Genomic DNA, 22501 nt, shown 5'->3' with positions numbered 1-22501 from the left:
CCGGGAAAATCGGTTCGCGACGCCGTCGGGGAATCAGTGGCGTGGTGCCGCAGTGCCGAGTAGTGTATCGACCAGTGCTACATAGGACGACACGCCGGCCTCGATCGAAAAGTCGCGCGCGCGTCGACGCAGGCGGTCGGCGTCCCGCGGTTGATCCAGGGCCTGGTCGATCGCCGAGGCCAGCGCTGCGATATTGTCGAGCGGCACCAGCGTGCCGTAGCGACCACCGTCGAGAATCTCGCGTGGGCCGTGCGGACAATCGTAGGCGACAATCGGACAGCCCCCGGCAAGGGCTTCAATCAGACCGTTGGACAGACCTTCCCAGCGAGACGTCAGGACGAACAGGTCGGCATGCCAGATAAAGGCGGCTGGCTCTTCGACCCAGCCCAGCAGATCAACCGCGCCGTTCAGATTGAGTGCGGCGACACGTCGCTCGAGTTCGGCGCGCCCGTGGCCTTCTCCGAGAATCAACAGCCGTGTTTTGCGTCGCTCGCGACTCGCGGCGAAAGCCTGCAGCAGTGCGTCGTAGTTCTTCTCGGGGCTGAGCCGGCCCACTGCGATCACGACTGGGCACTCATGGTGTTCGAACCATCGATGTGCCGGCCGGGCGGGCGCTGCCTCCAGCGTGTCAGTGGCGACCACGGGGTTGTAGATGGTGCGTACCAGCGCTGCCGGCAGGTCGAGGGTGGTGGTCAGATCGTTTGCAATCCCGCGGGAAACGGTGACCAGCGCATCGGCGCGTGCATACACGCGCTGGCAGTAGGCGAAGAAGCGCTGCCATTTGCGCGGCCGTTTGGCGTTCGCATGGCTTTGGGCGCACTTTTGGAAATAGGCGCTATGGAAGACGCAGACCACGCGCGTGTCGGGGGCGGCGATGGCGCGTGCCGACAAGGCGGTGATCGCAAGCTGCCAGAGGTTGGAGATCAGCAGGCTCGGGCGGCGCTTTTTCAGATAGCGTGTGAGACCGGGTAGGTAGCATAGTTTGTCGAGTTGCCGGCGCGATACGAATACCGAGCGCCGCAACAGATCGGTATCAGTGCCCGCCGCGCGCAGCATGTACGCTCTTGTCAGCGTCTGACTGGAGCGAGACAAGATCACCACGCGTACATCTGCCGGTACACGTGTCGCATAATCGCCGGCGCCGTCGTTGACAATCAGCTCGACTGCATAGCCGGCCGCTCGAAGGCCGTCGATGAGATGCAGTACGACCTGGGTTGCGCCGCCGCCGCGCAAATGCTCGTGATAGAGGGCGACGACGGGCGGATGAGTAGTCTTCAGCAAGCGATTTCCGTGCGGTTGGGTGCAGGGTGTGCGTGTGATTATCGTTTCGGGCCCTCGGCCCTGCGCGTATGCTTTACGCCGACGCCGTGCGTACATGCGCTGGATCGCGGGATGGTTTTCACGGTCAGCCTATTGCTACGCAGTATTATAGCCGCCGGGATCACGCATGGAACGCGCCGCCCATGACCCATGGTTGTATCGTCGTCCACAGACCCATGTCAGCTAATCAGACACATTCCATGGACAACCGCCCGGCCACGCCGAATCCTAGCCGTTACTCGATCGGCAAGCGTATTCACCTCGAAGTGCTCTGGTGGCAGTTTCGCCTGTCCCAGCCCAAGACCCACAAACGGTTGCAGAAACGACGCCGGCCCGCTGTGAACAGTGATTATTCCTATCATCCGTTCGATGAAAGACGCGCGCTGTTCATTCATATTCCCAAGTGTGCGGGTGTGTCGCTGAGTCGAGCCCTGTTCGGCAATCTGGCCGGCGGGCACAAGCCGCTGACCCACTATTGTCGGGTGTTCGAGCCGCGTCTGCTGCTGGCATACTTCAAGTTCACGATCGTGCGCAACCCCTGGGATCGGCTGGTCTCGGCATACTTTTTCTTGAAGAAGGGCGGCATGGACGCTGCGGATCGCGACTGGGCGTCGAGACACCTGGCCGATTTCGCGGATTTCGAGGACTTCGTTCGGCGCTGGGTCAATCCGCACAACATATGGCAGGGCGAACACTTCTATCCGCAGAGCTACTTCGTCGACAGCGGTCGCTACCCGGTCGAGCTCGATTTCGTCGGTCGATTCGAGACCCTCGATCGGGACTTCGCCCATATCGCCGAACGTATCGACATTGATGTCACGCTCGCAAAGCATAACCAGAGCGGCCACCGGCACTACGCCGACTATTACTCGCCGACGACGCGAGATATCGTCGCCGCGGTTTACGCCGAGGATATTCGTCGCTTCGGCTACGCGTTTTGACCCCGACAACGCAGTGCGGCCGGGTGGTCGGCAGCGAGCTGCCACTTCGGGTGTGTGGAGTGCGATCAGTTTGAATTCCGTGATGACGGGTACACCCGATCGGCTGGACGCGGCGGCAAGACATGTGGCGATCTACGTGCCCACGCTCGCCGGCGGCGGCGCGGAGCTGTCGATGCTGCGTCTGGCCGCGGCACTGGCCGAGCGCGGCTACAGCGTCGATCTGTTGCTCAACCGTCGTCGCGGTGCCTATGCCGAGCGTATCCCCGCAACTGTGAACGTTATCGAGCTCGCCCGCTATAGCAAATGGCGTGCGCGTCTGGACGTGCTGCGCGCGCGACCGGCGGATCTCGACGTGGTGCTGCGGCCGGTACTGACCGCGCGGGTACCCATCATGTCACTGCGCTATCTGGGCGGGCTGGCCGATTATCTGCGAATCCGGCGCCCGACCGTGCTCATCTCGGCAATGTTCTATAGCAACCTCCTGGCCCTGTGGGCGCGCAATCTGGCCGGCAGTGACACGCGCCTGGTGGTCACTGAGCACAACACGTTGTCGCTTCGGATCGCGGAGGGGTGCGCGCGCCGCGGCGAGGCGACACGCTGGCGGCATCTGGCGCCGCTGATTGGTCGGATATATTCGCGCGCAGATGCTGTGGTGACGGTGTCCGACGGCGTTGGCGACGATCTGGCTGAAACCGTCGGCCTTGCCCGTGGGGGTATCACGACGATCTACAACCCGGTGGTCTTTCCCGAACTGTCGTCGCTGGCCGGTGCGCCGTTGGGTCATCCCTGGTTTGTCGCAGACAGCCCGCCCGTCGTGGTCGCTACCGGCCGCCTCGAGGCGCAGAAGGATTTCGCCACGCTCATCGCGGCGTTCGCACAGGTTCGTGAATGCCGGGCGGTACGGCTGATGATTCTTGGCGAAGGCAGTCTGCGCGAGGCTTTGCAGCATCAGGCCGAGGCGCTGGGCGTGGCCGCCGACGTCGAACTCTGCGGCTGGGTCGATAATCCCTATGCCTATATGAGCCGGGCGTCGGTGTTCGTGTTGTCGTCGGTCTGGGAAGGGCTGGGCAATGTCCTCATCGAAGCCATGGCCTGCGGTTGCCCGGTGGTGGCGACCGATTGTCCGAGCGGCCCGCGCGAGATTCTGGCCGACGGACGCCACGGCCCGCTGGTGGCCATGGGCGATCCGGCATCGCTGGCGCGGGCGATTACGACAACGCTGGATGCGCCGCCGGAGCCGGCCGGACTGCGTCATCGCGCCCAGGATTTTTCCATCGATCGCAGTGCCGATAGCTATAGTGCGCTCATTGATCGGGTCGCCGCAGGCCGTACCCTGTAATTCAGCGCACATTGCGAGCCTGGCGCTTGGCCGCAAGAGGAGAATTCATGTCCACTGATCTGCCCGCCCACATCGCCCAGACCCGGGATGCCGTCATCGGGCTGAGCGGATTTCTCGACGACTGGATCAACGCGCATCCGCAACAGCTTGCCACGCTGGCCGGGCAGGGGCGTCTGGAAGAGGGTGGCGACGCGGTCGCGGCGCCGCCCGACCCGGAAACCGACAGCCGCACCTTCGATGCTGCGCTGCGTCGTTACCGCGACGAGAGCATGGCGGTGATCGCCTGGCGCGATCTGGCCGGGGTGGATGCGCTCGAAGATACGCTGGCAGCGCTTTCCAGGCTCGCCGATGAGTGCATCGAAGTAGCTCTCGTTCACGCCGAGCGGGCAGTTGGCGAACGCTACGGTCGTCTCCACGACGCCCATGGAAACCCGATTCGGCTGGTGGTGATCGGCATGGGCAAGTTGGGCGGCGGTGAACTCAATTTCTCCTCCGATATCGACCTGATCTTTGCCTACGGCGTGGCCGGCGAATCCGATGGCGAGCGCTCGCTGGATGCCGACGGCTACCTGCGCCGGGTGGCGCAGAAACTGGTTCAGTGCCTGAGCGAGACCACGCGCGACGGCTTCGTCTATCGCGTGGACACGCGCCTGCGCCCCTTTGGCGACGCCGGCGCGCTGGTGGCGAGCATCGCGGCGATGGAAAGCTACTACCAGTCGCATGGGCGCGAATGGGAGCGCTACGCCTGGGTGAAGGCGCGTCCGGTGGCCGGAGATATCGAGGGCGGCGAGACGCTCATCGACGCGCTGCGACCCTTCGTCTACCGCCGCTATCTGGACTACGGCACCTTCGAGTCGATCCGCGAGATGAAGGCGCTGATCGATCGTCAGGTGGCGCAGGCGGAACTGCACGACAACATCAAGCTGGGCCTGGGAGGTATTCGCGAGATCGAATTCGTGGTGCAGGCGTTTCAGCTGATCCGTGGCGGGCAGGAGCCGGCCTTGCAGGACAGCCGCCTGCTGCCCACGCTGGCGCGCCTGGCCGAGGCCGGCCACCTGCCGGAATATACGGCGCGCGAGCTGGAAGCCTCTTATCGGTTCCTGCGGCGGGCAGAGAATCGCCTGCAGATGGCCGATGATCGGCAGACCCACGACCTGCCCGAAGCCGAGGCCGCCCGTGCCGCGCTGGCACGGGCCATGGATTACGATAGCTGGGATGCGTTCGCCGAAGCCATGCGTGCGACGCGCTACGGGGTGCATGACGCCTTCGAGCAGGTGTTTGTCTCGCCACAGGCGGATGATGCGCAGACCGACCCCGAAACCGAGCGCCTGCTGGCGCTGTGGGAAGGCAGTCTTGATGACGACACGGCGGCAGCATTGTTGGCCGACTATGGCATCGGAGCGGTCGAAGAGGTGCGCGAGGCGCTGGGTGGTCTGCAGGAGCAGGGGCTGTATCGGGCGCTCGAAGACCGGGGCCGGCGCTGGATTGCGCGCCTGGTTCCGCTGTTGTTCGGGGCCGCGGCGCGCAATCGCAATCCGGACCGCGCGATAACGCGCACCTTGTCGGTGCTGTCCGCCATCGTCGGTCGCAGCACCTACATGGCGTTGCTGGTCGAGCATCCGGCGGCCCTGTCGACGCTCATGCGCCTGTGCGCGGCCAGTGAATGGATCACCAGCCGTATCCGTGAGCAGCCGGCGTTGCTGGATAGCCTGCTCGACCCGCGCCAGCTCTACAAGCCGCCGCGGCGCGCGGAGCTGGCGGCGAGTCTGGATGAGGATCTGGCCGCGATCGATGCCGACGACCTCGAACACCAGATGGACGCGCTGCGGCGTTTTGCCCAGAGCGCGACGCTGCGCATAGCGGCGGCCGACGTGAGCCGTTCCATGCCACTCATGATCGTCTCCGATAATCTCACCGAGCTGGCCGAGGTCGTGCTCGATGCCGCGCTGGAGATGGCTTGGCAACAGATGATCCGTCGCTACGGCACGCCGCGCGACGACGACGGCGAACGTATCGCCTTCGCGATCATCGGCTACGGCAAGCTCGGGGGGCTGGAGCTGGGCTACACCTCGGATCTGGACCTGGTGTTCGTCTACGACGGCCCCACCGAGAAGATGACCGACGGCAAGCGCGAACTCACCCATCAGGCGTTCTTCACCCGCCTCGCCCAGCGCCTGATCCATATCCTGTCCACCCAGACCGCCGCCGGGCGGGCCTACGAGATCGACATGCGCCTGCGGCCCAGCGGCAAGTCGGGCCTCATGGTCAGCCATATCGACGCGTTCGCGCGCTATCAGCAGGACAAAGCCTGGACCTGGGAGCATCAGGCCCTGGTACGGTCGCGCTATGTGGCCGGGCATCCCGGGCTGGGTGAACGCTTCGCTGAAATCCGCCGCGAGACGCTGGCTCAGCCACGCGATCTGGCCACGCTCGCCGAAGAAGTGGGCACCATGCGCGATCGGATGCGCGGCGTGAAGGACGAGAGTACGGCCGAGCGTCTCGATGTGAAACAGATGAGCGGCGGCTTGATCGACATCGAGTTCATGGCCCAGTTTTCGGCTCTGCGCTACGGCCACGATTGCCCGGAAATCCTGATCTTCTCGGACGCGATCCGGATCCTGGAGACGCTGGAGTCCGCCGGCATCGCCGATTACGAGGCGGTGAAGACACTCACCCACGCCTATCGCAGCTATCGTCAGCAGATTCATGCGGATTCATTGCAGCGTCAACGCGCCATGATCGATGCGGACCGGTGGCCGGATATGCGGCGTGATGTCGCAGCGCTGTGGACGGACTGGGTCGCGGCCGCGCGGGCCGGCTGATTTCGGCCGCTACCATGCACGCAAGCGGGCGGGCACAATGCCTGCACAATCGGTAAGGCTGGATAGCCGCTCCGAGCCATCACCGCGGTGACAATGAAGTCGAACCACGCCACACGCCTGACGCATATCAATCTGGCCCGCGGCTTTCGCGGCGGCGAGCGCCAGACCGAACTGCTCATTCGCGAGTTGGCGAACGACGGGATCCGCCAGCGCGTGGTGGTGCGACGCAACGAGCCGCTGATGGACCGGCTCGCCGACGTGCGCGGGCTGACGCGTATTGCGATCGGCAAGCCCTTCGCGCTACACGCACGCGCCGTGCGCGGTGATTTTCTGCACGCCCACGACGGCAAGGGCGCGCATTTCGCCCATGCCGCGCATGTGCTGGCCGGCTGCGATTATCTGATCACCCGCCGCGTCGACAACCGGCCTGGCAACAGCTGGCTGACGCGCCGTATGTATCGCCGCGCACGCGCCATAGCCGTGCTTTCGCGCGCCATCGAGCGGGTGATGGAGATATATCTACCGGGGCTGGACATGACCCGTATCCCCAGCGCCTCTGGCGGTTTCACCGTCGACGCGCCGGTGGCCGCCGTGCTTCGGGCGGAGTTCGGTGGCGCCTGCGTGGTCGGCCATGTCGGCGCTCTGGACGACGGCCAGAAAGGGCAGATGGATCTGATCGCCGCGGCGAAGATGCTCTACGGCGAAGATGCCGGCTGGCGTTTCGTGCTGGTGGGCGGCGGCCGCGACGAGGCCATGCTGCGCGAGGCGGCGGGCAACTGCCCCGCAATTCATTTCGCCGGTCATGTCGACAACGTCGGCGATTATCTGGCCGCCTTCGACATGTTCGCGTTTCCGTCCGTACACGAGGGGCTGGGCTCGGCGCTGCTGGATGCCATGCATGCGGGGCTGCCGATCGTCGCCAGCGCCGTCGATGGTATTCCCGAGCTCGTCGCGCACGAGGTCAACGGCCTGCTGGTGCCGGCGCGCTCGCCGGATTCGCTGGCCGATGCCCTGCGCCGGCTGCGGGCCAACGATTCCTACGCCCAGCGGTTGGCTGCAGCCGCCTACGAGAAATCGCTCGCGTATACTGCGGCGGCCATGGCCGAGCGGTATCGGCGTCTGTATGCCACGCTCGGCCTACGGCTCGGCCAAGACTTGTAAAGCGGGGAACAGCACTGTGATCATCGTCACCGGCGCGGCCGGCTTCATCGGCAGCAACATCGTCGCGGCACTCAACGCACGCGGGCGAACCGATATTCTCCTCGTGGACGATATGTCGGACGGGCGCAAATGCCTGAATCTTGCCGACCTGGATTTCGCCGACTATCTGGAATACGACGACCTGCTGGCGCGGGTGGAAAAGGGCGACGATCTGGGCGCCATCGACGCCGTGTTTCATCAGGGCGCCTGTTCGGACACCACCGAATGGGATGGGCGCTATGTCATGGATCGCAACTACCGGTATTCAAAGAGCCTGCACGACTGGTGCGTCGCGCGCGGTGTGCCGTTCATCTATGCCTCGTCGGCCTCGGTCTACGGCATGGGCCCGGATTTCGTCGAGACGCGCGCCGCCGAACGCCCGCTCAACATGTATGCGTTTTCCAAGTTCGCCTTCGATCAGTATGTAAGAGCGCAGGCGCCGACAGTGAACTCGCAGGTCGCCGGTCTGCGCTATTTCAACGTCTATGGCCCGCGTGAGCAGCACAAGGGCAAGATGGCCAGCGTGGCCTGGCATTTCTCGGGCCAGATCGAACGCGACGGCGAATGTCGTCTGTTCGAAGGCAGCGATGGCTACGGCGCTGGCGAGCAGCGGCGCGATTTCATCTATGTCGGCGATTGCGCGGCAGTCAATCTGTGGCTGCTCGACAATCCGCGCGTGTCGGGCATATTCAACTGTGGCACCGGGCGCAGCCAGACCTTCAACGACGTCGCTGATGCCGTCATCGACTGGCACGGGCGCGGCGACAAGCACTATATCGCGTTTCCCGAGTCATTGGTCGGCCGTTATCAGAGCTATACCGAGGCCGATATGGGGGCTTTGCGCGCGGCCGGCTACGATCGTGCCTTCTGTTCGGTAGCCGAAGGCGTGACGCGTTATCTGGACTGGATGCACGCCACGCCCGCGGCCGGCTGATCCGCGGCCGCTGGAATAAGTTGCAAAATACAAATAAACGCTGGCACGCACACTCCGGCGTATGGTCAAATAGCGGCCTTTGCCGGGGCCGACGACGGCCTGACGGATGACCCAAGCGGACAGGAGACAGTCCATGACTTCGATGGCGGATCGCGATGGCCTTATCTGGATCGACGGAGAATTCGTCGACTGGAGAGATGCCAAGGTGCACTTGCTCACGCATACCCTGCATTACGGCATGGGCGTGTTCGAGGGTGTACGCGCCTACGAGACCGCCCAGGGGACGGCTATTTTCCGGCTGGCCGATCATACCAAGCGCCTGTGTCGCTCGGCCAAGATCATGGGCATGCCGATGCCGTTCTCCGAAGACGAGATCAACGCCGCGCAGGCGCAGACCGTGGCAAAGAACAACCTGGCTTCGGCGTATATCCGCCCGATGCTGTTCTACGGCTCGGAAGGCATGGGCCTGCACGCGGAAAATCTCACCGCGCATCTGATGGTGGCGGCCTGGACCTGGGGTGCGTATCTCGGCGAGGAGAACATGACCCGCGGTATTCGCGTCAAGACGTCTTCCTATACGCGTCATCACGTGAACTCGGCGATGACCAAGGCCAAGGCGAACGGCCCGTACTTCAATTCGATGATGGCGGTCACCGAAGCCAACAAGGCCGGCTATGACGAAGCGCTCATGCTCGATGCCAACGGTTTCGTATCCGAAGGCAGCGGCGAGAACCTGTTCATCGTGCGCGACGGCGTGCTCTACACGCCCGACCTGACCAGCGCGCTGGATGGCATCACCCGCCGCACGATCATGACCTACGCGCGGGAAATGGGCATCGAATGCCACGAGAAGACGATCACGCGCGATGAAGTCTATATCGCCGATGAAGCGTTTCTGACCGGCACCGCCGCCGAGGTCACGCCGATGCGCGAGCTCGACGATCGCATCATTGGCGAAGGCACCCGCGGGCCGATTACCGAAGCACTGCAGGCACGCTATTTCGATCAGGTTTCCGGCAAGCGTGATGATCACGCGGAGTGGCTGACCTACGTCTGATCCGGCCGGCAGCGGAGGGCAAGGCCGGGCGGGCCTGCACGAAGATGCGCGCGCCGGTGTTCACGTGGCCTGGAACCCGGCGCGGATCGCCGAGGCGCCGGGCGTGCAACTGTTCGATCCGCGCTGGTGGCGCGATCAGAAGCGGCTGGTCGGCGAAGCCGAAGGCCGTGGCGCTGCTTATTTTCTCGACGGGCTGGACGGCACGCCCTGGGTGCTGCGCCACAACCGTCGCGGCGGGGTGCTGGCGCATCTCAACCACGATCGGTTCATCTGGACCGGCGCGAGTCGTGCCCGCGCCCTGGCCGAACTGCGCTTGCTCGCACGAATGCATGCCGACGGGCTGCCGGTGCCGGTGCCGATCGCGGCACTCGCGGCACGGCGCGGCCCCGTCTATCGCTCGGATGTGGTCACCGAACGTATCGCAGGGGCCCGGCCGCTGGCCGATGTGCTCATGGAGAAGGCGCTGCCGGCCACGGCCTGGCAGGCGCTCGGTGGCGCCGTGGCGCGTTTTCACCGCGCGGGCATACGTCATGCCGATCTGAACGCGCGCAATGTGCTGGTGGATTCGGACCTGAATTTCCATCTCATCGATTTCGACAAGGCAAAGCGCGTTGCGCCGGGGGCCTGGCGCGAGCCCAATCTGGCGCGTCTGCGGCGTTCGCTCGACAAGTTCGATGCGCTCACGCCGACCTTCAATTTCGCTGAGGCCGACTGGGCCGCGCTGCGAGGCGGCTATGCCGAAGTGTTCGCCTCGGGCCACTGAACTCCGTTTCGGAGCGCGCGCTCACTGACGCCGCAGTGAGGCGTCAACCGGCGGTTCGAGTTCGCTTGTAGGGATTGTGGCCCTTGCGCTTGAAGCGCTGGTGCAGCCAGAAATACTGGGCCGGGTCCTCGGCGACCACGGATTCGATCAGGCTGTTGATGCGCGCGGCGTCGGCGGCATCGTCGCCGCTGGGGAAATCCGTCAACGGCGGCTTGATCACCAGCCGATAGCCACGACCGTCGGCGCGGCGCAGGGTGAAAAACGGCACCACGCTGGCCTGGCTGATCTTCGTCATCCGACTGATGGCGGTGTGCGTGCGCGCCGGGTGGCCGAAGAAATCGACCACCGCGCTCATGCGTCTGCCGCCTTTCTGATCACCCGCATACCAGACCGCGTCGCGACGCTTGAGCGCGGCCAGCAGGCCCTTGACGTCGTCGTCGGCAATGCTGGCGCCGCCGATATGCGCCTCGCGGCGACTGCGCATGACGTGATCCACGACCGGATCGTGCGGGGGCTTGTACATCGCTGTGGTCTCGTAGCCGAGTTCCAGCAGCGGACGCTTGGCCATGCGTACGCCCAGTTCCAGCGACGTGAAATGCGCCGACAACAGGATGATGCCGCGGCCGCGCATGGCGGCCTGTTCGAGATGCTCGTACCCCTCGATATGCGCCAGGCGCTCGATCTTGGCGGTCGTGCCCCACCAGCAAATGCCGGTTTCGAGCGCGCCCATGCCCACCGAGCGAAAATGCGCGCGCAGCAGTCGCTCGCGCGCCGCGTCATCGAGATCGGGATACGCCATCCGAAGATTGATGCGCGCGACGCGGCGGCGTTCCGGGATAGCGTAATAGGCGATATTGCCGAGTCCGCGGCCGAGCGCCATCTGCAGGCGGTAGGGCAATTGGCTCAACAGCCATGCCAGCCCCATCAACAGCCAGCTCGGCCAGAATCGCGGCGCATACAGCGATCTGGTGGACTCTCGAGTTGAAGCGGGATCAGGCACGCAGAGGCTCGGGCGTCGACCGGGTCGAGTACATAGGCAAGCGATTTTTCAAACCAGGAGCCGCCGGTGCTACACAGCACGCAACAGGGTTTGTATGATGCGGCAATTGCACGCCTTGCGAAAGCCGCGAATGCTCTCTATTCCCTCTTTTGATGCTGCCCGCGTGCTGGTCGTGGGCGACGTGATGCTGGATCGCTACTGGTATGGCGATACCGCGCGCATATCACCGGAGGCACCGGTGCCGGTGGTTCGTATTGCCGACGAAGAGCGGCGCCTGGGCGGCGCGGCCAATGTGGCACTTAACCTGGCGCGCGTCGGCGTGCAGGCACGATTGCTGGGTGTGGTCGGCCGCGATGAACCGGCGCAGGCCGCGCGCGCGATGCTCGCCGCAGCCGGCGTCGAGGCCGACCTCATCGAAAGTGCGAGCCACCCGACGATCGCCAAGCTGCGCGTGATGAGCCGCAACCAGCAGCTCATCCGGCTGGATTTCGAACAGTCCTTCGCCGCGGACGGTGCCTTCGATCGCGAGGCGCTGTACAGCCGCTATGTGCAGGCACTGGCCCACACCGATGTCGTGATCTGCTCGGACTACGGCAAGGGCACGCTGATTCAGGTCGAGCGCATCATCGCCGCGGCGCGCGACGCGGGCGTGCCGGTGCTGGTCGACCCCAAGGGTCAGGACTGGCAGCGTTACGCGCACGCCACGCTGATCACGCCGAATCTGCACGAGTTCGAGAGCGTGGCCGGCGGCGTGGTCGAGGAGGGCGCGCTTCAGACGCATGCCGATGAACTGCGCGCACGGCTCGACGTCGAGCATCTGCTGGTCACGCGCAGCGAAAAAGGCATGAGCCTGTTCTCGCCGGCGGGGCATCTGCACCTGCCGGCGCAGGCACAGGAAGTCTTCGACGTGACCGGCGCCGGCGACACCGTGATCGCGTTGCTGGCCGCGGCGCTGGCGGCCGGGCGCGGCATGGGCGACGCTGCGGCCATTGCCAATCTGGCCGCCAGCATCGTGGTCGCCAAGCTGGGCACCGCCACGGTGTCCCCGGCGGAGTTGGAACGCGCCGCGCGCACCGGTCACAGCGAGCGCCATGGCGTGGTCGACGAAGACACGCTGATTACGCTGATGAATGACGTGCGCGCCCACGGCGAGCGCGTGGTGATGACCAACGGCTGCTTCGATCTGCTGCACCCGGGCCATATCGCCTATCTCGAAGCCGCGCGGGCACTGGGCGACTGGCTGATCGTGGCGGTCAACGACGACGACTCGGTGCGTCGTCTCAAGGGCGCATCGCGACCGCTCAATGATCTTGACCATCGCATGCAGGTGCTGCGCGGGCTGGGCGCCGTCGACTGGGTGGTGCCGTTCTCCGAAGACACGCCGGAGCGACTGATCTGCCGGCTGTGTCCCGATATTCTGGTGAAGGGCGGCGACTACAGGCCCGACGAGATTGCCGGCGGCGACTGTGTACGCGCGGCCGGGGGCGAGGTGCGGGTGCTGGATTTCGTCGATGGTTTTTCCACCAGTGCGATAATCAAGCGCATGAACAGCGGCCGCGAATGACATGATCTGGCGCGGCGCATATTGTGTGGCAACCTGGCTGCTGCTACCCGTTGTATTCATCTTCTTCGGCTGGCGCGCCCGCCGCGAGCCCGGTTACGCGCGCCTGTGGCACGAACGGCTGGGGCTGATTCGGCGCCAGGATGGCGCGCCGATCTGGGTGCATGCGGCCTCGGTCGGCGAGGTGGTTCTGATCGCCCCGCTGGTCAACGCGCTGCATGCGCGCTATCCGAACTGCCCGCTGCTGATCACCACGATGACGCCGACCGGCCGCGTGCAGGCGAGCGAGCGCTTCGACGCCGCGGGCATGTCGGTGTGCTATGTGCCGCTGGACACGCTTGGTGCGACCCGGCGGTTCTTCGAGCGCGTACGCCCGCGGGTCGGCGTGATCGCCGAGACCGAGCTCTGGCCCAATCTCATCGCGGCAGCGCGCCGCTCTAAGGTGCCGCTGGCGCTGGTCAACGCCAGCCTGTCGACCCGCTCGGCGGCACGCTACAGCGGGGTCATGCTCGCGCCCGCGATGCGTTTCATGCTGTCGCGGATTGCCGTGATCGCCGCCGCCACCGACAGCCATGCGCAACGTTTTTCCCGCCTCGGTGCGGCTGCGGGGAGCGTGCATGTCACCGGCAACCTCAAGTACGACGTACCGGATATGGATATCACGCGCAGCCGCGGCGCCGAACTGCGAGCGCACTGGCAGGCGCGCTCGCGGCCGGTATGGGTGGCTGCGAGCACGCATGCCGGCGAGGAACGCCTGCTGATCGAGGCCTTCGACACCCTGCTGCAGACGCACGGCCATGCACTGATGGTCATCGCTCCGCGTCATCCGCAGCGATTCGATGCCGTGGCCAATGTGCTTGCGGGGAGCGGCTATCGGGTCGCGCGCCGCAGTCGTTCGGAAACAGTGGACGAAACCACGGATATCGTGCTCGCCGATACGCTCGGCGAGGTGCCGATGTTCTATGCCGCCGCGGATGTCGTGTTCGTCGGCGGCAGTCTGCTGCCGGGTATCGGCGGCCACAACGTGATCGAAGCCGCAGCGCTGGGGCGGCCCCTGTGCGTCGGGCCGCACGTCGAGGAATGGCGCGACGTAATCGATGCGCTCGAGGCAGCCGGCGGCGCGGCGGTCTGCGACAACGCGCCCGCGCTGGCGCGCCGGGTCTCGAACTGGCTCGACGAGCCCGACTTGCTGGCGCGTGCGGGTGAGGCGGCGGCCGAGGTCGCTGCCACCCATCGCGGCGCGCTCCAGCGATCGCTGGACCTGATCGCGCCGCTGATCGAAGACTAGTCCTTGCCTCCGTTCGCGCCGCCCCCGCCGGCCCGATCGAAAAGGCGTATCGGGCAGCCGATTGTTTGGGACTCAGTCCCGCTGCGGGATATCCCGTATCCAGGCCATCGATGAGGTGGGGCCGACCCGCCGGCGCGAGACCGCTGTCAGGCAAGCTCATGTCAGCGTGGTCTGTTTCACGCGCGGGTCATCTATGGTAATTGTGATAGCCGGGGAGAATAACGAAAATAATCCAGTGCATCCTTGGGGGATCCATGCCGCTATTTGTCCGTTCGCCGCGCCTGGCCGTATGTGTCTTTCTCGTAGCCCTGCTGGGGTTGGCCGGTTGTGGTGGCGGCGGCGGCGGATCCGACGACGGCGGCGGGTCGGCCGGCGTTGGCACGGTCGGAGGCCGCGACACACCCGGCGAGCCGGTCGAGGTGGCGGGCCTGGATGCAAATGGCGATATCGTCGAAAGCGAGTCGGTATACGACACACCGCCTGACGACAGCATCATCAATGTCTATGTGAATATCCTGCCGCCGGAAGGCGACGCCTGTACCGCCGACGATGGCTCCGGTGACGACGATTACAGTGGTTGCACGCTGAGCGATCTCGATACCGACGAAGACGGCAGCGATGCCTTCGATCCCGAACTGCAGGTACAGGTCACCATCGGCGATGACGAGGCCCGAGCCGCCGAGATGGAGGTGCGCGGTGCCTCGACCCGCCAGTCCCGGCAGAAGTCGTACAAGATCGAATTCGATAACGATGCGCCGCGCTGGTTCGGCATGGAGCGCCTGCAACTCAACAAGCATCCCTACGATCTGAGCCGTGTCCGTAACAAGGTCGCCTTCGATCTGTTCCGTTCGGTGGGCGATTTCACCAGCCTGCGTACCCAGTTCGTGCATCTGTATGTGACCAACCCGGCGGATCCGGACAACGCCGGCCCGCAGGACTTCGGCCTTTTCACCAACGTCGAGTACATGAACGACGACTGGGCCGAGAACCATGGCATGGAAGAAGACGCCAATATCTTCAAGGCCGAGCAGTTCGAGTTCCTGCCGCCGCAATTTACGCCCGAGCTTATGGCGGATGTCGATTCCGACGAATTCGAAACAGTTCTGGAATCCAAGGGCGATAACGAGGACACGACTGTCCTGCTCGACATGCTGGCCGCGATCACCGACGAAAACAGTGCCTTCGTGCCCGCGTTCGAGCGCTATTTCCACCCGGATAATTTCCGGACCTGGCTGGCCGTGAATATCCTGCTGTCGAACAGCGACACCAACAGCCAGAATTTCTATCTGTATCGTCCCGCGCAGATCGACAACTTCTACTTCACGCCGTGGGACTATGATGGCGCACTCGATTTCGTCGGCCAGCCCAGCGAAGCAGGCGCTAGCGTGCCGCGCTGGCAGCATGGTCTGAGCAACTGGTGGGGCGTGCGTCTGATCCGGCGTTATATTCAGAGTGGCGGAGTGCCCGCGCTCACCGCCAGGCTAGACCAGCTCCATGCCAGTACCGTCAACGCCGACGCGGTCGAGCGTCTGATCAACCGCTATCCGATGCAGGATATCGCCACGATCGAAGCGTCGGCGCCGGATTTCGATAACCTTCCGCTGGCACCAGACAGTACGCTGAGCGCCGAGCAACAGCGTGCGCGCGAAATCGATCGGCTCGGCGGCACCATTGCCGAGGCGAGGGCCCAATACAAGGCCAATCTCGAGCGCCCCATGCCGATGTACCTCGAAGTGGAGGTGGTGGACGGCAACGTCCGGCTCGGATGGGACGCCTCCTACGATATCCAGGGCGACGCGCTGGTTTACGACGTGCGTGTGTCCACAGCAACGGCCACGAGTGAAGAAAGCAGTCGCTGCACCCAGCAGACTGCGAGCGTGACCCGCGACGGTGTCACCCTCGCGGCGGATCCGGTCAATATTCTTTCGGGCGCCGGCGTGGTGCAGTCGGAAAACGATCTGACTGGCACCACATTGACGGTCGACCGCCAACTCGACCCGGGGCGCTACTACATGCAGGTCGTCGCGCGCGACAACAAAGGCTACTGCCAGATCGCATTCGACCGCTATCGAGCGCCGGACGGCTCGGTTGCCGACGGGATTCTGGCCTTCGATTGGGACGGCAGCACGGTCAGCCTCGCCCCGGGGCAGGAGTAACGGCCGCGCGCTGAAAAAGGAGCCGTTCGGACGGGAGCTTTTCACCGGAAGCCGAGTCTGGCTTCTCGGTCTTCTGGTATCGCGACCGGTTCTCGCCTTAACCGAGGTCGGGCCGACGTACGGCCTCCGACAGCGGCTTCTCCGTAGCCGAAATCGCCGGGGCGATGCGGTGAATCAGAGCTACGCGTCGGACGACGACGGCGCCGCTGGTCATTGAACCGACGGGGCCGAAAGCCTAGCGTAAGAACAGAAATATTCGCGCGCACGCGGCGCGGGCGACGTCGCACGCCTAAGACATTAGTCCCAGTACGCGAATCTTCCGGACACACCGATCTCTGGCCTGATCGGGTGATTTACAGCAGGGCCCCGGCAACGCCGCGCGATCACGCCAGTTCGTCTCGTTCCGGCGATCGTTGGAACTCAGGCAGAGTTTGCGGATGTGTTCGAGGAGTAGGTTCGCCGGATCTGTAGTAGCCGGACATGCAGCGAAAGGCAGTGGATGCCAAGCGTTACGCTTCACATGACGAGTCGAATGTGGAATTGTGGTTCAAGTTTCAATCGAGCTACAGGGGGATTTCATGGCAATCGGGGTTTGGATCAGTCTGCTTCTTTATTTTGGCCTGATGATCGGCATCGGGTTTTATGCCTGGCGTAAGTCAACGTCGTCGTCGGAAGAATACATGCTGGGCGGGCGGCAACTCAGCCCAGCGGTGGCGGCGCTTTCCGCGGGTGCTTCGGACATGAGCGGCTGGCTTCTTCTGGGGTTGCCCGGGGCGCTTTATGCCTCCGGTCTGGTGGAAGCGTGGATTGGTATCGGCCTGTTCGTTGGTGCCTTCGTCAACTGGATCGTCGTGGCGCCGCGCCTGCGCGAACAGACCGAGCGCTACGACAATAGCCTGACGATTCCGCAATTTCTGTCCAATCGCTTTCCCAGTAAAGCGATGGCGCTGCGGACCGTATCGGCGATTATTATCGTCGTCTTCTTTTCGGTCTATACCGCGTCCGGGCTGGTGGCGGGCGGCAAACTCGTCCAGAGCGCTTTTGGGGAAGTCGTCAACATCGGCTCGTTCAGCGACTACTCGGTCGGCGTGTGGGGCACGCTTGCCGTTGTGTTGGCCTATACCGTGGTGGGCGGCTTTTTGGCAGTCAGCCTCACCGATTTCTGCCAGGGCGTCATCATGATGCTGGCGCTTATCATCATGCCCGCCGTGGTGTTGTTCGGTAGCGGCGGCGGCGGCTATGGGCAGGCGTCGGAAACGCTGGCCCAGGTCGACCCGAATTTTCTGTCCTGGACAAGCGGGTTGACTGTTATCGGGTTCTTCTCGGCCGTGACCTGGGGGCTGGGCTATTTCGGACAGCCGCATATCATCGTGCGTTTTATGGCGATCCGCTCTGTTTCGGAAGTGCCGACGGCACGTAATATCGGCATGACGTGGATGGGCATTTCGCTGATCGGCGCGGTATCTCTCGGTATATTCGGCCGCGCCTATGCAGTTCGTAACGGGCTGAACGTCGAGGACTCGGAAACGATATTCATCGTGTTGGCGGATCTGCTGTTCAATCCGTTCGTTACCGGCTTCCTGTATGCAGCGCTGCTGGCGGCGGTCATGAGCACGATCTCCAGCCAGCTGCTGGTTGCGTCGTCGTCGCTGACCGAAGATTTCTATCGCCTGTTTCTGCGCAAGGAAGCCAGCGAGGGCGAAGCGGTGATGATTGGACGCATCAGCGTATTGCTGGTCGGTGTCGTGGCAGCGTTCATTGCGAGCGATCCCAATTCGGAAGTTCTGGGGCTCGTCAGCAACGCCTGGGCCGGCTTCGGCGCGGCGTTCGGGCCGCTGATCATCCTGTCACTGATGTGGCCACGCATGTCGGGCGCCGGGGCTGTCGCCGGTCTGGTAGCCGGTGCGGTCACCGTGATCGTCTGGATTGCCCTAGGCTGGAACAGCAGCTTCTTCGGGTTGCCCGGCATCTACGAAATCATTCCGGGCTTCATCGCGGCCTGGGCTGCGATCTATTTCGTCAGCCTGGCGACCGAGTCGACCGGAGAGTTCCGAGCCGTTGAGGCCAGTTAAGCCTGGGCGGATATGTCCCCCATGGCCGCTGAGGCCGTGGGGGTCGCGTTGGGAACAAGCCGGTACGACGGCATCCGGGAAGTAGCCGCGTAATGCGGGGCCGACGGCAAGATAGTTGACGCCGTCGGCTGTTTTTGTGCTTGCGCAGGCCAGAGGCGACGTAAGCCCGCCGCTGGCATGACACAAGACTTCCATCGTCGCCGACCCGCTCAGGCGACCCGCGTGATCGAACCGCGAAAGAGGTCTATTCCAATATCGGTTTGAGCGCGTGTATCTTCCGGTCGAATCCGAACCGTGGCCGTTGGCTTGCCGTATGTTGCCGATTGAGCCGGACGGTGTTGGGTCCGGCCTGGTCGATACCGTGGGCCACCATCTTGGTTCTACCTGCTTAATGCGTTGCGCGTGCATTGAAGCGCGCCGATGCAGGGCGGGCGCAACGTCTATCGGTTGTGCTGAATGCCGGCAACGGCTGGAGCCCCTGGGGCGGGCGTCAGAAACTGGCCGCTCTGCCCAAGGGGCGCCGCAAGTTCTCTTGTGCGTTGCCGGTTACCCGGCGTAGCGCTGTGGCTCCGGCGTCAAGAGCGAATGGCGTGTCGGTTCGTCTTCTTCCAGCGACATCAGCGAGGCGTTGCCGCCGGCGGCGGTGGTGTCGCGGCTGACCGCACGCTCGGTTGCGAAACGATGCAGATAATGCGGACCGCCAGCCTTCGGGCCGGTGCCGGACAGGCCTTCGCCCCCGAACGGGTGCACGCCGACCACCGCGCCGATCATGTTGCGGTTGACGTAGGCGTTGCCGACTTTGATACGGCGAATCACCCGCTCGACCGTGGTGTCGATACGACTGTGAATGCCGAAGGTCAGGCCATAGCCCAGCCCGTTGATGGCGTCGACCACGGCGTCGAGTTCGTCGGCCTCGAAGCGTACGACGTGCACGATCGGGCCGAACTGTTCGTCGCCGAGTTGGCTGCTGTTCTTGAGTGCCAATGTGCGCGGCGCGAAGAAGGTACCGCGTCGGGTGGTATCCCCGAGCCGGCAGCAGTAGACCGTATCTAGCGTGCCGTCGACCTGCTCGGCGTACTGGGTCAGTCCGTCGCGTGCCTCGGCGTCGATCACCGGCGTCACGTCGGTCGACAGTTTCCAGGGATCGCCGATCGACAGTTCCGCCATGGCGCCGGAGAGCATGTCCAGCAGCGTATCGGCGATATCGTTCTGGACATAGAGCACGCGCAGAGCAGAGCAGCGCTGGCCGGCGCTCTGAAAGCCCGACTTGATCACGTCGGCGACGACCTGTTCGATCAGCGCGGAGGAGTCCACGATCATCGCGTTCTGGCCACCGGTCTCGGCGATCAGCGGAATGAGCGGGCCGTCACGCTCGGCGAGTGTCTTGTTGATGGCCTTGGCCGTTGCCAGTGACCCGGTAAATGCGACGCCATCCACGCGGCGATCCGCGACCAGCTTGGCGCCCACGCTCGGGCCATCGCCCGGTAGCAGATGCAGCACGTCGGTCGGAATACCGGCCTTGTGCATGAGGGCCACGGCGCGGGCGCCGATCAGGCTGGATTGCTCCGCCGGCTTGGCGATTACCGCGTTGCCGGCCGCGAGTGCGGCGGTCACCTGGCCGGTAAAGATAGCCAGCGGGAAATTCCAGGGACAGATGCACACGAAAACGCCGCGCCCGTGCAAGCGGTAGGTATTGCGCTCGCCGGTAGGGCCGGGGAGCACATGTTCGCCGTCGAACTCGTCTTCGACCTGACAGGCGTAATAGCGGCAGAAATCGACCGCTTCGCGTACTTCGGCGATGCCGTCGGGGATATGCTTGCCGGCCTCACGTGCGCACAGCGCCACGAGTTCGGCGGTATGTTCTTCAAGCAGATCGGCATAGCGACGCAGACAGGCCGCACGTTCGCGGCCCGGCGTGGCGCTCCAGCCGTCGGCAGCCTCGGCTGCGGAAGCGAGTGCCGCGTCGATATCGTCAGCCGTTGCCCAGACCACGTCACCCACGGTGCGTTCGTTGTCGGCGGGTGACTTCACGGCGATCGCATTCTTGCGCTGGTCGTCTGCCTGTCCGGCGCCGGCTTTCTTGCCGTTGACCAGGCCGTTGATCAGCGGCGCGGCGCGCCACACACGGGCATCGGCTTCGCGCATGCCCTTGGCAAGCGCATCGAGTTCGCGGATATCGGACAGATCCACGCCGCGGGCGTTGGGTCGGCGCGTGCCGTAGAGATCGTGTGGAAGGGCGATCTTCGGATGGGTGGCGGATTTCTGGTTGGTGGCCGTGGCCACCGGGTCGGCCACGATCTCTTCGACCGGTTCGTCCTCGTCCACCAGTCGATTCACGAACGAGCTGTTGGCGCCGTTCTCGAGCAGGCGGCGGACCAGATAGGCCAGCAGATCTTCATGCGCGCCGACTGGTGCATAGATCCGACAGGCCGCGCGCGGCGTGCCGTTCGGCTGTGTCTTTTCGACGATCTGTTCGTAGAGCGCTTCGCCCATGCCGTGCAGACGCTGGAATTCGTAGTCCTCGCGGTCGCCGACCAGCTCACGGATATAAGACATGGTGTGGGCGTTGTGGGTCGCGAACTGGCCGTAGAACACATCCGGGTTGTCGAGAATGCGACGGGCGCAGGCCAGAAACGACACGTCGGTATTGACCTTGCGGGTAAATACCGGATAGCCGTCGAGGCCGGCTTCCTGGGCGTGCTTGATTTCGGTGTCCCAGTACGCGCCTTTCACCAGCCGGATCATGATGCGTCGGTTGTGGCGCTTGCCCAGGTCCGCGAGCCAGTCGATCGCGTCGAGGGCACGCTTCTGGTAAGCCTGCACGGCGAGGCCAAGGCCTTGCCAGTCGGACAGATCGTCTTCCTGCGAGACACAGGCGAACAGTTCCAGCGACAGATCCAGGCGCGCAGCCTCTTCGGCATCGATGGTTAGATTGATGTTCTTGCTGGCCGCCAGGCGGGCGAGCTTGAGCAGGCGCGGCAGCAGTTCCTTGTGCACGCGCTCGCGGTGGGCGAGCTCATAGCGGGCGTGCAGCGCCGACAGCTTGACCGACACGCCGGGCGATTTCTCGGGCCCTAGATTCTTGCTGGCGCTGCCGCAGGCCTCGATCGCGTGGTAGTAGTCGTCGTAGTAGCGCTGTGCATCCTTGTCGGTGCGGGCGGCCTCGCCCAGCATGTCGTAAGAATAGGTATAGCCGCGCTTTTCCAGCGACCGGGCGTTGCTGATCGCTTCTTCGATCGTACGCCCCATCACGAACTGTTTGCCCATGATCCGCATCGCCTGGCTGACGGCCTGACGAATGAACGGCTCGCCGCTACGCTTGACCAGCCGCTGCAGAACGTTGCGGAAATTACGCTGTGGCGCGTCCTCGTGGCGCAGGATGCGCCCGGTCAGCATCAGGCCCCAGGTGGAGGCATTCACGAACCACGATTTGGACTCGCCCAGATGGGATTCCCAGTTCGAGCCGCCGATCTTGTCGTCGATAAGTTTGTCGACGGTCGCGTCGTCCGGGATACGCAACAGCGCTTCGGCCAGGCACATCAGCACCACGCCTTCCTGACTCGACAACTCATACTCATGCATGAAGGCGTCGATACCGCTGCCATGCGCGTTCTTGTCGCGTACGGCCTGCACGAGCTTGCCGGCGCGGGTCTCGATTTCACGGCTGGCTTTCGTATCGAGCCGGGCTATGTCGATGAGCCGACGGAGCTGCTCAGCCTCGTCGCAGCGATAATTTTCGATCACCCCGCGATAGGCGGCGTCGTCGATCTGGCTGGGTCGGGAATAATCCATAAAAGCGCGAGATATCGAATTGGATTTCAATCTAACGTGTGCCCCGTGGACTGTCGAACGCTGCGCGCGTGGAATGCGCTGGTTATGCGAAAGCCCGGTCGATTGATTCAGTCAATCAGGGCTGCCTCGCACAGCAAAGCCCAAGCTAAAACCGTCGGCACGTCAGTTAATTGGCGTAGGCGCTCAGGTATCGAGCAGAGGCAGCCCGATTACAGATGTGTATGTCGGAAGAGTAGTCGGACATTTATCTTTGCGA

General features: G+C 64.1%; 14 protein-coding genes. 11 read left to right on the top strand and 3 right to left on the bottom strand.

What is annotated here, in order from left to right; translation table 11 throughout:
- Nucleotides 1–33: 33 nt before the first annotated feature.
- Nucleotides 34–1281, bottom strand: a complete 1248-nt coding sequence (locus ACFOSU_RS13490; protein ID WP_380690452.1) for a glycosyltransferase — start codon at nt 1279–1281, stop codon at nt 34–36.
- 239 nt (nt 1282–1520) lie between these two features.
- On the opposite strand from ACFOSU_RS13490, the gene ACFOSU_RS13485 reads away from it, so the two are divergent.
- From ACFOSU_RS13485 to ACFOSU_RS13455, 7 genes are all read left to right on the top strand, one after another.
- The gene (locus tag ACFOSU_RS13485; protein WP_380690451.1) at nt 1521–2261 is read left to right on the top strand and encodes a sulfotransferase family 2 domain-containing protein; all 741 of its coding nucleotides are present in this window, start codon (nt 1521–1523) and stop codon (nt 2259–2261) included.
- An 82-nt stretch (nt 2262–2343) separates the two neighbouring features.
- Complete coding sequence (locus ACFOSU_RS13480) at nt 2344–3600, top strand: glycosyltransferase (protein ID WP_380690450.1); 1257 nt, start codon at nt 2344–2346, stop codon at nt 3598–3600.
- Nucleotides 3601–3647: 47 nt separating this feature from the next.
- Nucleotides 3648–6422, top strand: a complete 2775-nt coding sequence (gene glnE, locus ACFOSU_RS13475; RefSeq protein ID WP_380690449.1) for a bifunctional [glutamate--ammonia ligase]-adenylyl-L-tyrosine phosphorylase/[glutamate--ammonia-ligase] adenylyltransferase — start codon at nt 3648–3650, stop codon at nt 6420–6422.
- A 93-nt stretch (nt 6423–6515) separates the two neighbouring features.
- Nucleotides 6516–7583, top strand: coding sequence for a glycosyltransferase family 4 protein (locus tag ACFOSU_RS13470; RefSeq protein ID WP_380690448.1), 1068 nt, complete (start codon nt 6516–6518; stop codon nt 7581–7583).
- A 16-nt stretch (nt 7584–7599) separates the two neighbouring features.
- Nucleotides 7600–8556, top strand: coding sequence for an ADP-glyceromanno-heptose 6-epimerase (rfaD, locus tag ACFOSU_RS13465; protein WP_380690447.1), 957 nt, complete (start codon nt 7600–7602; stop codon nt 8554–8556).
- A gap of 133 nt (nt 8557–8689) precedes the next feature.
- The gene (locus tag ACFOSU_RS13460; RefSeq protein WP_380690446.1) at nt 8690–9613 is read left to right on the top strand and encodes a branched-chain amino acid transaminase; all 924 of its coding nucleotides are present in this window, start codon (nt 8690–8692) and stop codon (nt 9611–9613) included.
- A gap of 64 nt (nt 9614–9677) precedes the next feature.
- On the top strand, nt 9678–10376 hold the full coding sequence (locus ACFOSU_RS13455) for a 3-deoxy-D-manno-octulosonic acid kinase (protein ID WP_380690445.1): 699 nt from the start codon (nt 9678–9680) through the stop codon (nt 10374–10376).
- 43 nt (nt 10377–10419) lie between these two features.
- Here ACFOSU_RS13455 and ACFOSU_RS13450 read toward each other — a convergent pair whose 3' ends face one another.
- Nucleotides 10420–11376 carry an LpxL/LpxP family acyltransferase gene (locus tag ACFOSU_RS13450; protein ID WP_380690444.1) on the bottom strand — a complete coding sequence of 319 codons (957 nt, stop codon included), beginning with the start codon at nt 11374–11376 and terminating at the stop codon, nt 10420–10422.
- 130 nt (nt 11377–11506) lie between these two features.
- Here ACFOSU_RS13450 and hldE point away from each other — a divergent pair, with 130 nt between their 5' ends.
- From hldE to putP, 4 genes are all read left to right on the top strand, one after another.
- A complete protein-coding gene (hldE, locus tag ACFOSU_RS13445; RefSeq protein ID WP_380690443.1) occupies nt 11507–12940 on the top strand; it encodes a bifunctional D-glycero-beta-D-manno-heptose-7-phosphate kinase/D-glycero-beta-D-manno-heptose 1-phosphate adenylyltransferase HldE in 1434 nt (477 codons plus the stop codon).
- A 1-nt stretch (nt 12941) separates the two neighbouring features.
- Complete coding sequence (gene waaA, locus ACFOSU_RS13440) at nt 12942–14225, top strand: lipid IV(A) 3-deoxy-D-manno-octulosonic acid transferase (protein ID WP_380690442.1); 1284 nt, start codon at nt 12942–12944, stop codon at nt 14223–14225.
- A 254-nt stretch (nt 14226–14479) separates the two neighbouring features.
- A complete protein-coding gene (locus ACFOSU_RS13435; RefSeq protein ID WP_380690441.1) occupies nt 14480–16381 on the top strand; it encodes a CotH kinase family protein in 1902 nt (633 codons plus the stop codon).
- A 578-nt stretch (nt 16382–16959) separates the two neighbouring features.
- Entirely contained in the window at nt 16960–18453 is a 1494-nt protein-coding gene (putP, locus tag ACFOSU_RS13430) for a sodium/proline symporter PutP (protein ID WP_380690440.1), read from the top strand.
- A 546-nt stretch (nt 18454–18999) separates the two neighbouring features.
- Here the strand turns inward: putP and putA are convergent.
- A complete protein-coding gene (gene putA / locus ACFOSU_RS13425) occupies nt 19000–22245 on the bottom strand; it encodes a bifunctional proline dehydrogenase/L-glutamate gamma-semialdehyde dehydrogenase PutA (protein ID WP_380690439.1) in 3246 nt (1081 codons plus the stop codon).
- Nucleotides 22246–22501: the final 256 nt, after the last annotated feature.

Origin of the sequence: Salinisphaera aquimarina (assembly GCF_042643355.1) — a bacterium.
Lineage (GTDB): Bacteria > Pseudomonadota > Gammaproteobacteria > Nevskiales > Salinisphaeraceae > Salinisphaera > Salinisphaera aquimarina.
This window is presented reverse-complemented; position numbering and strand designations above follow the sequence as displayed.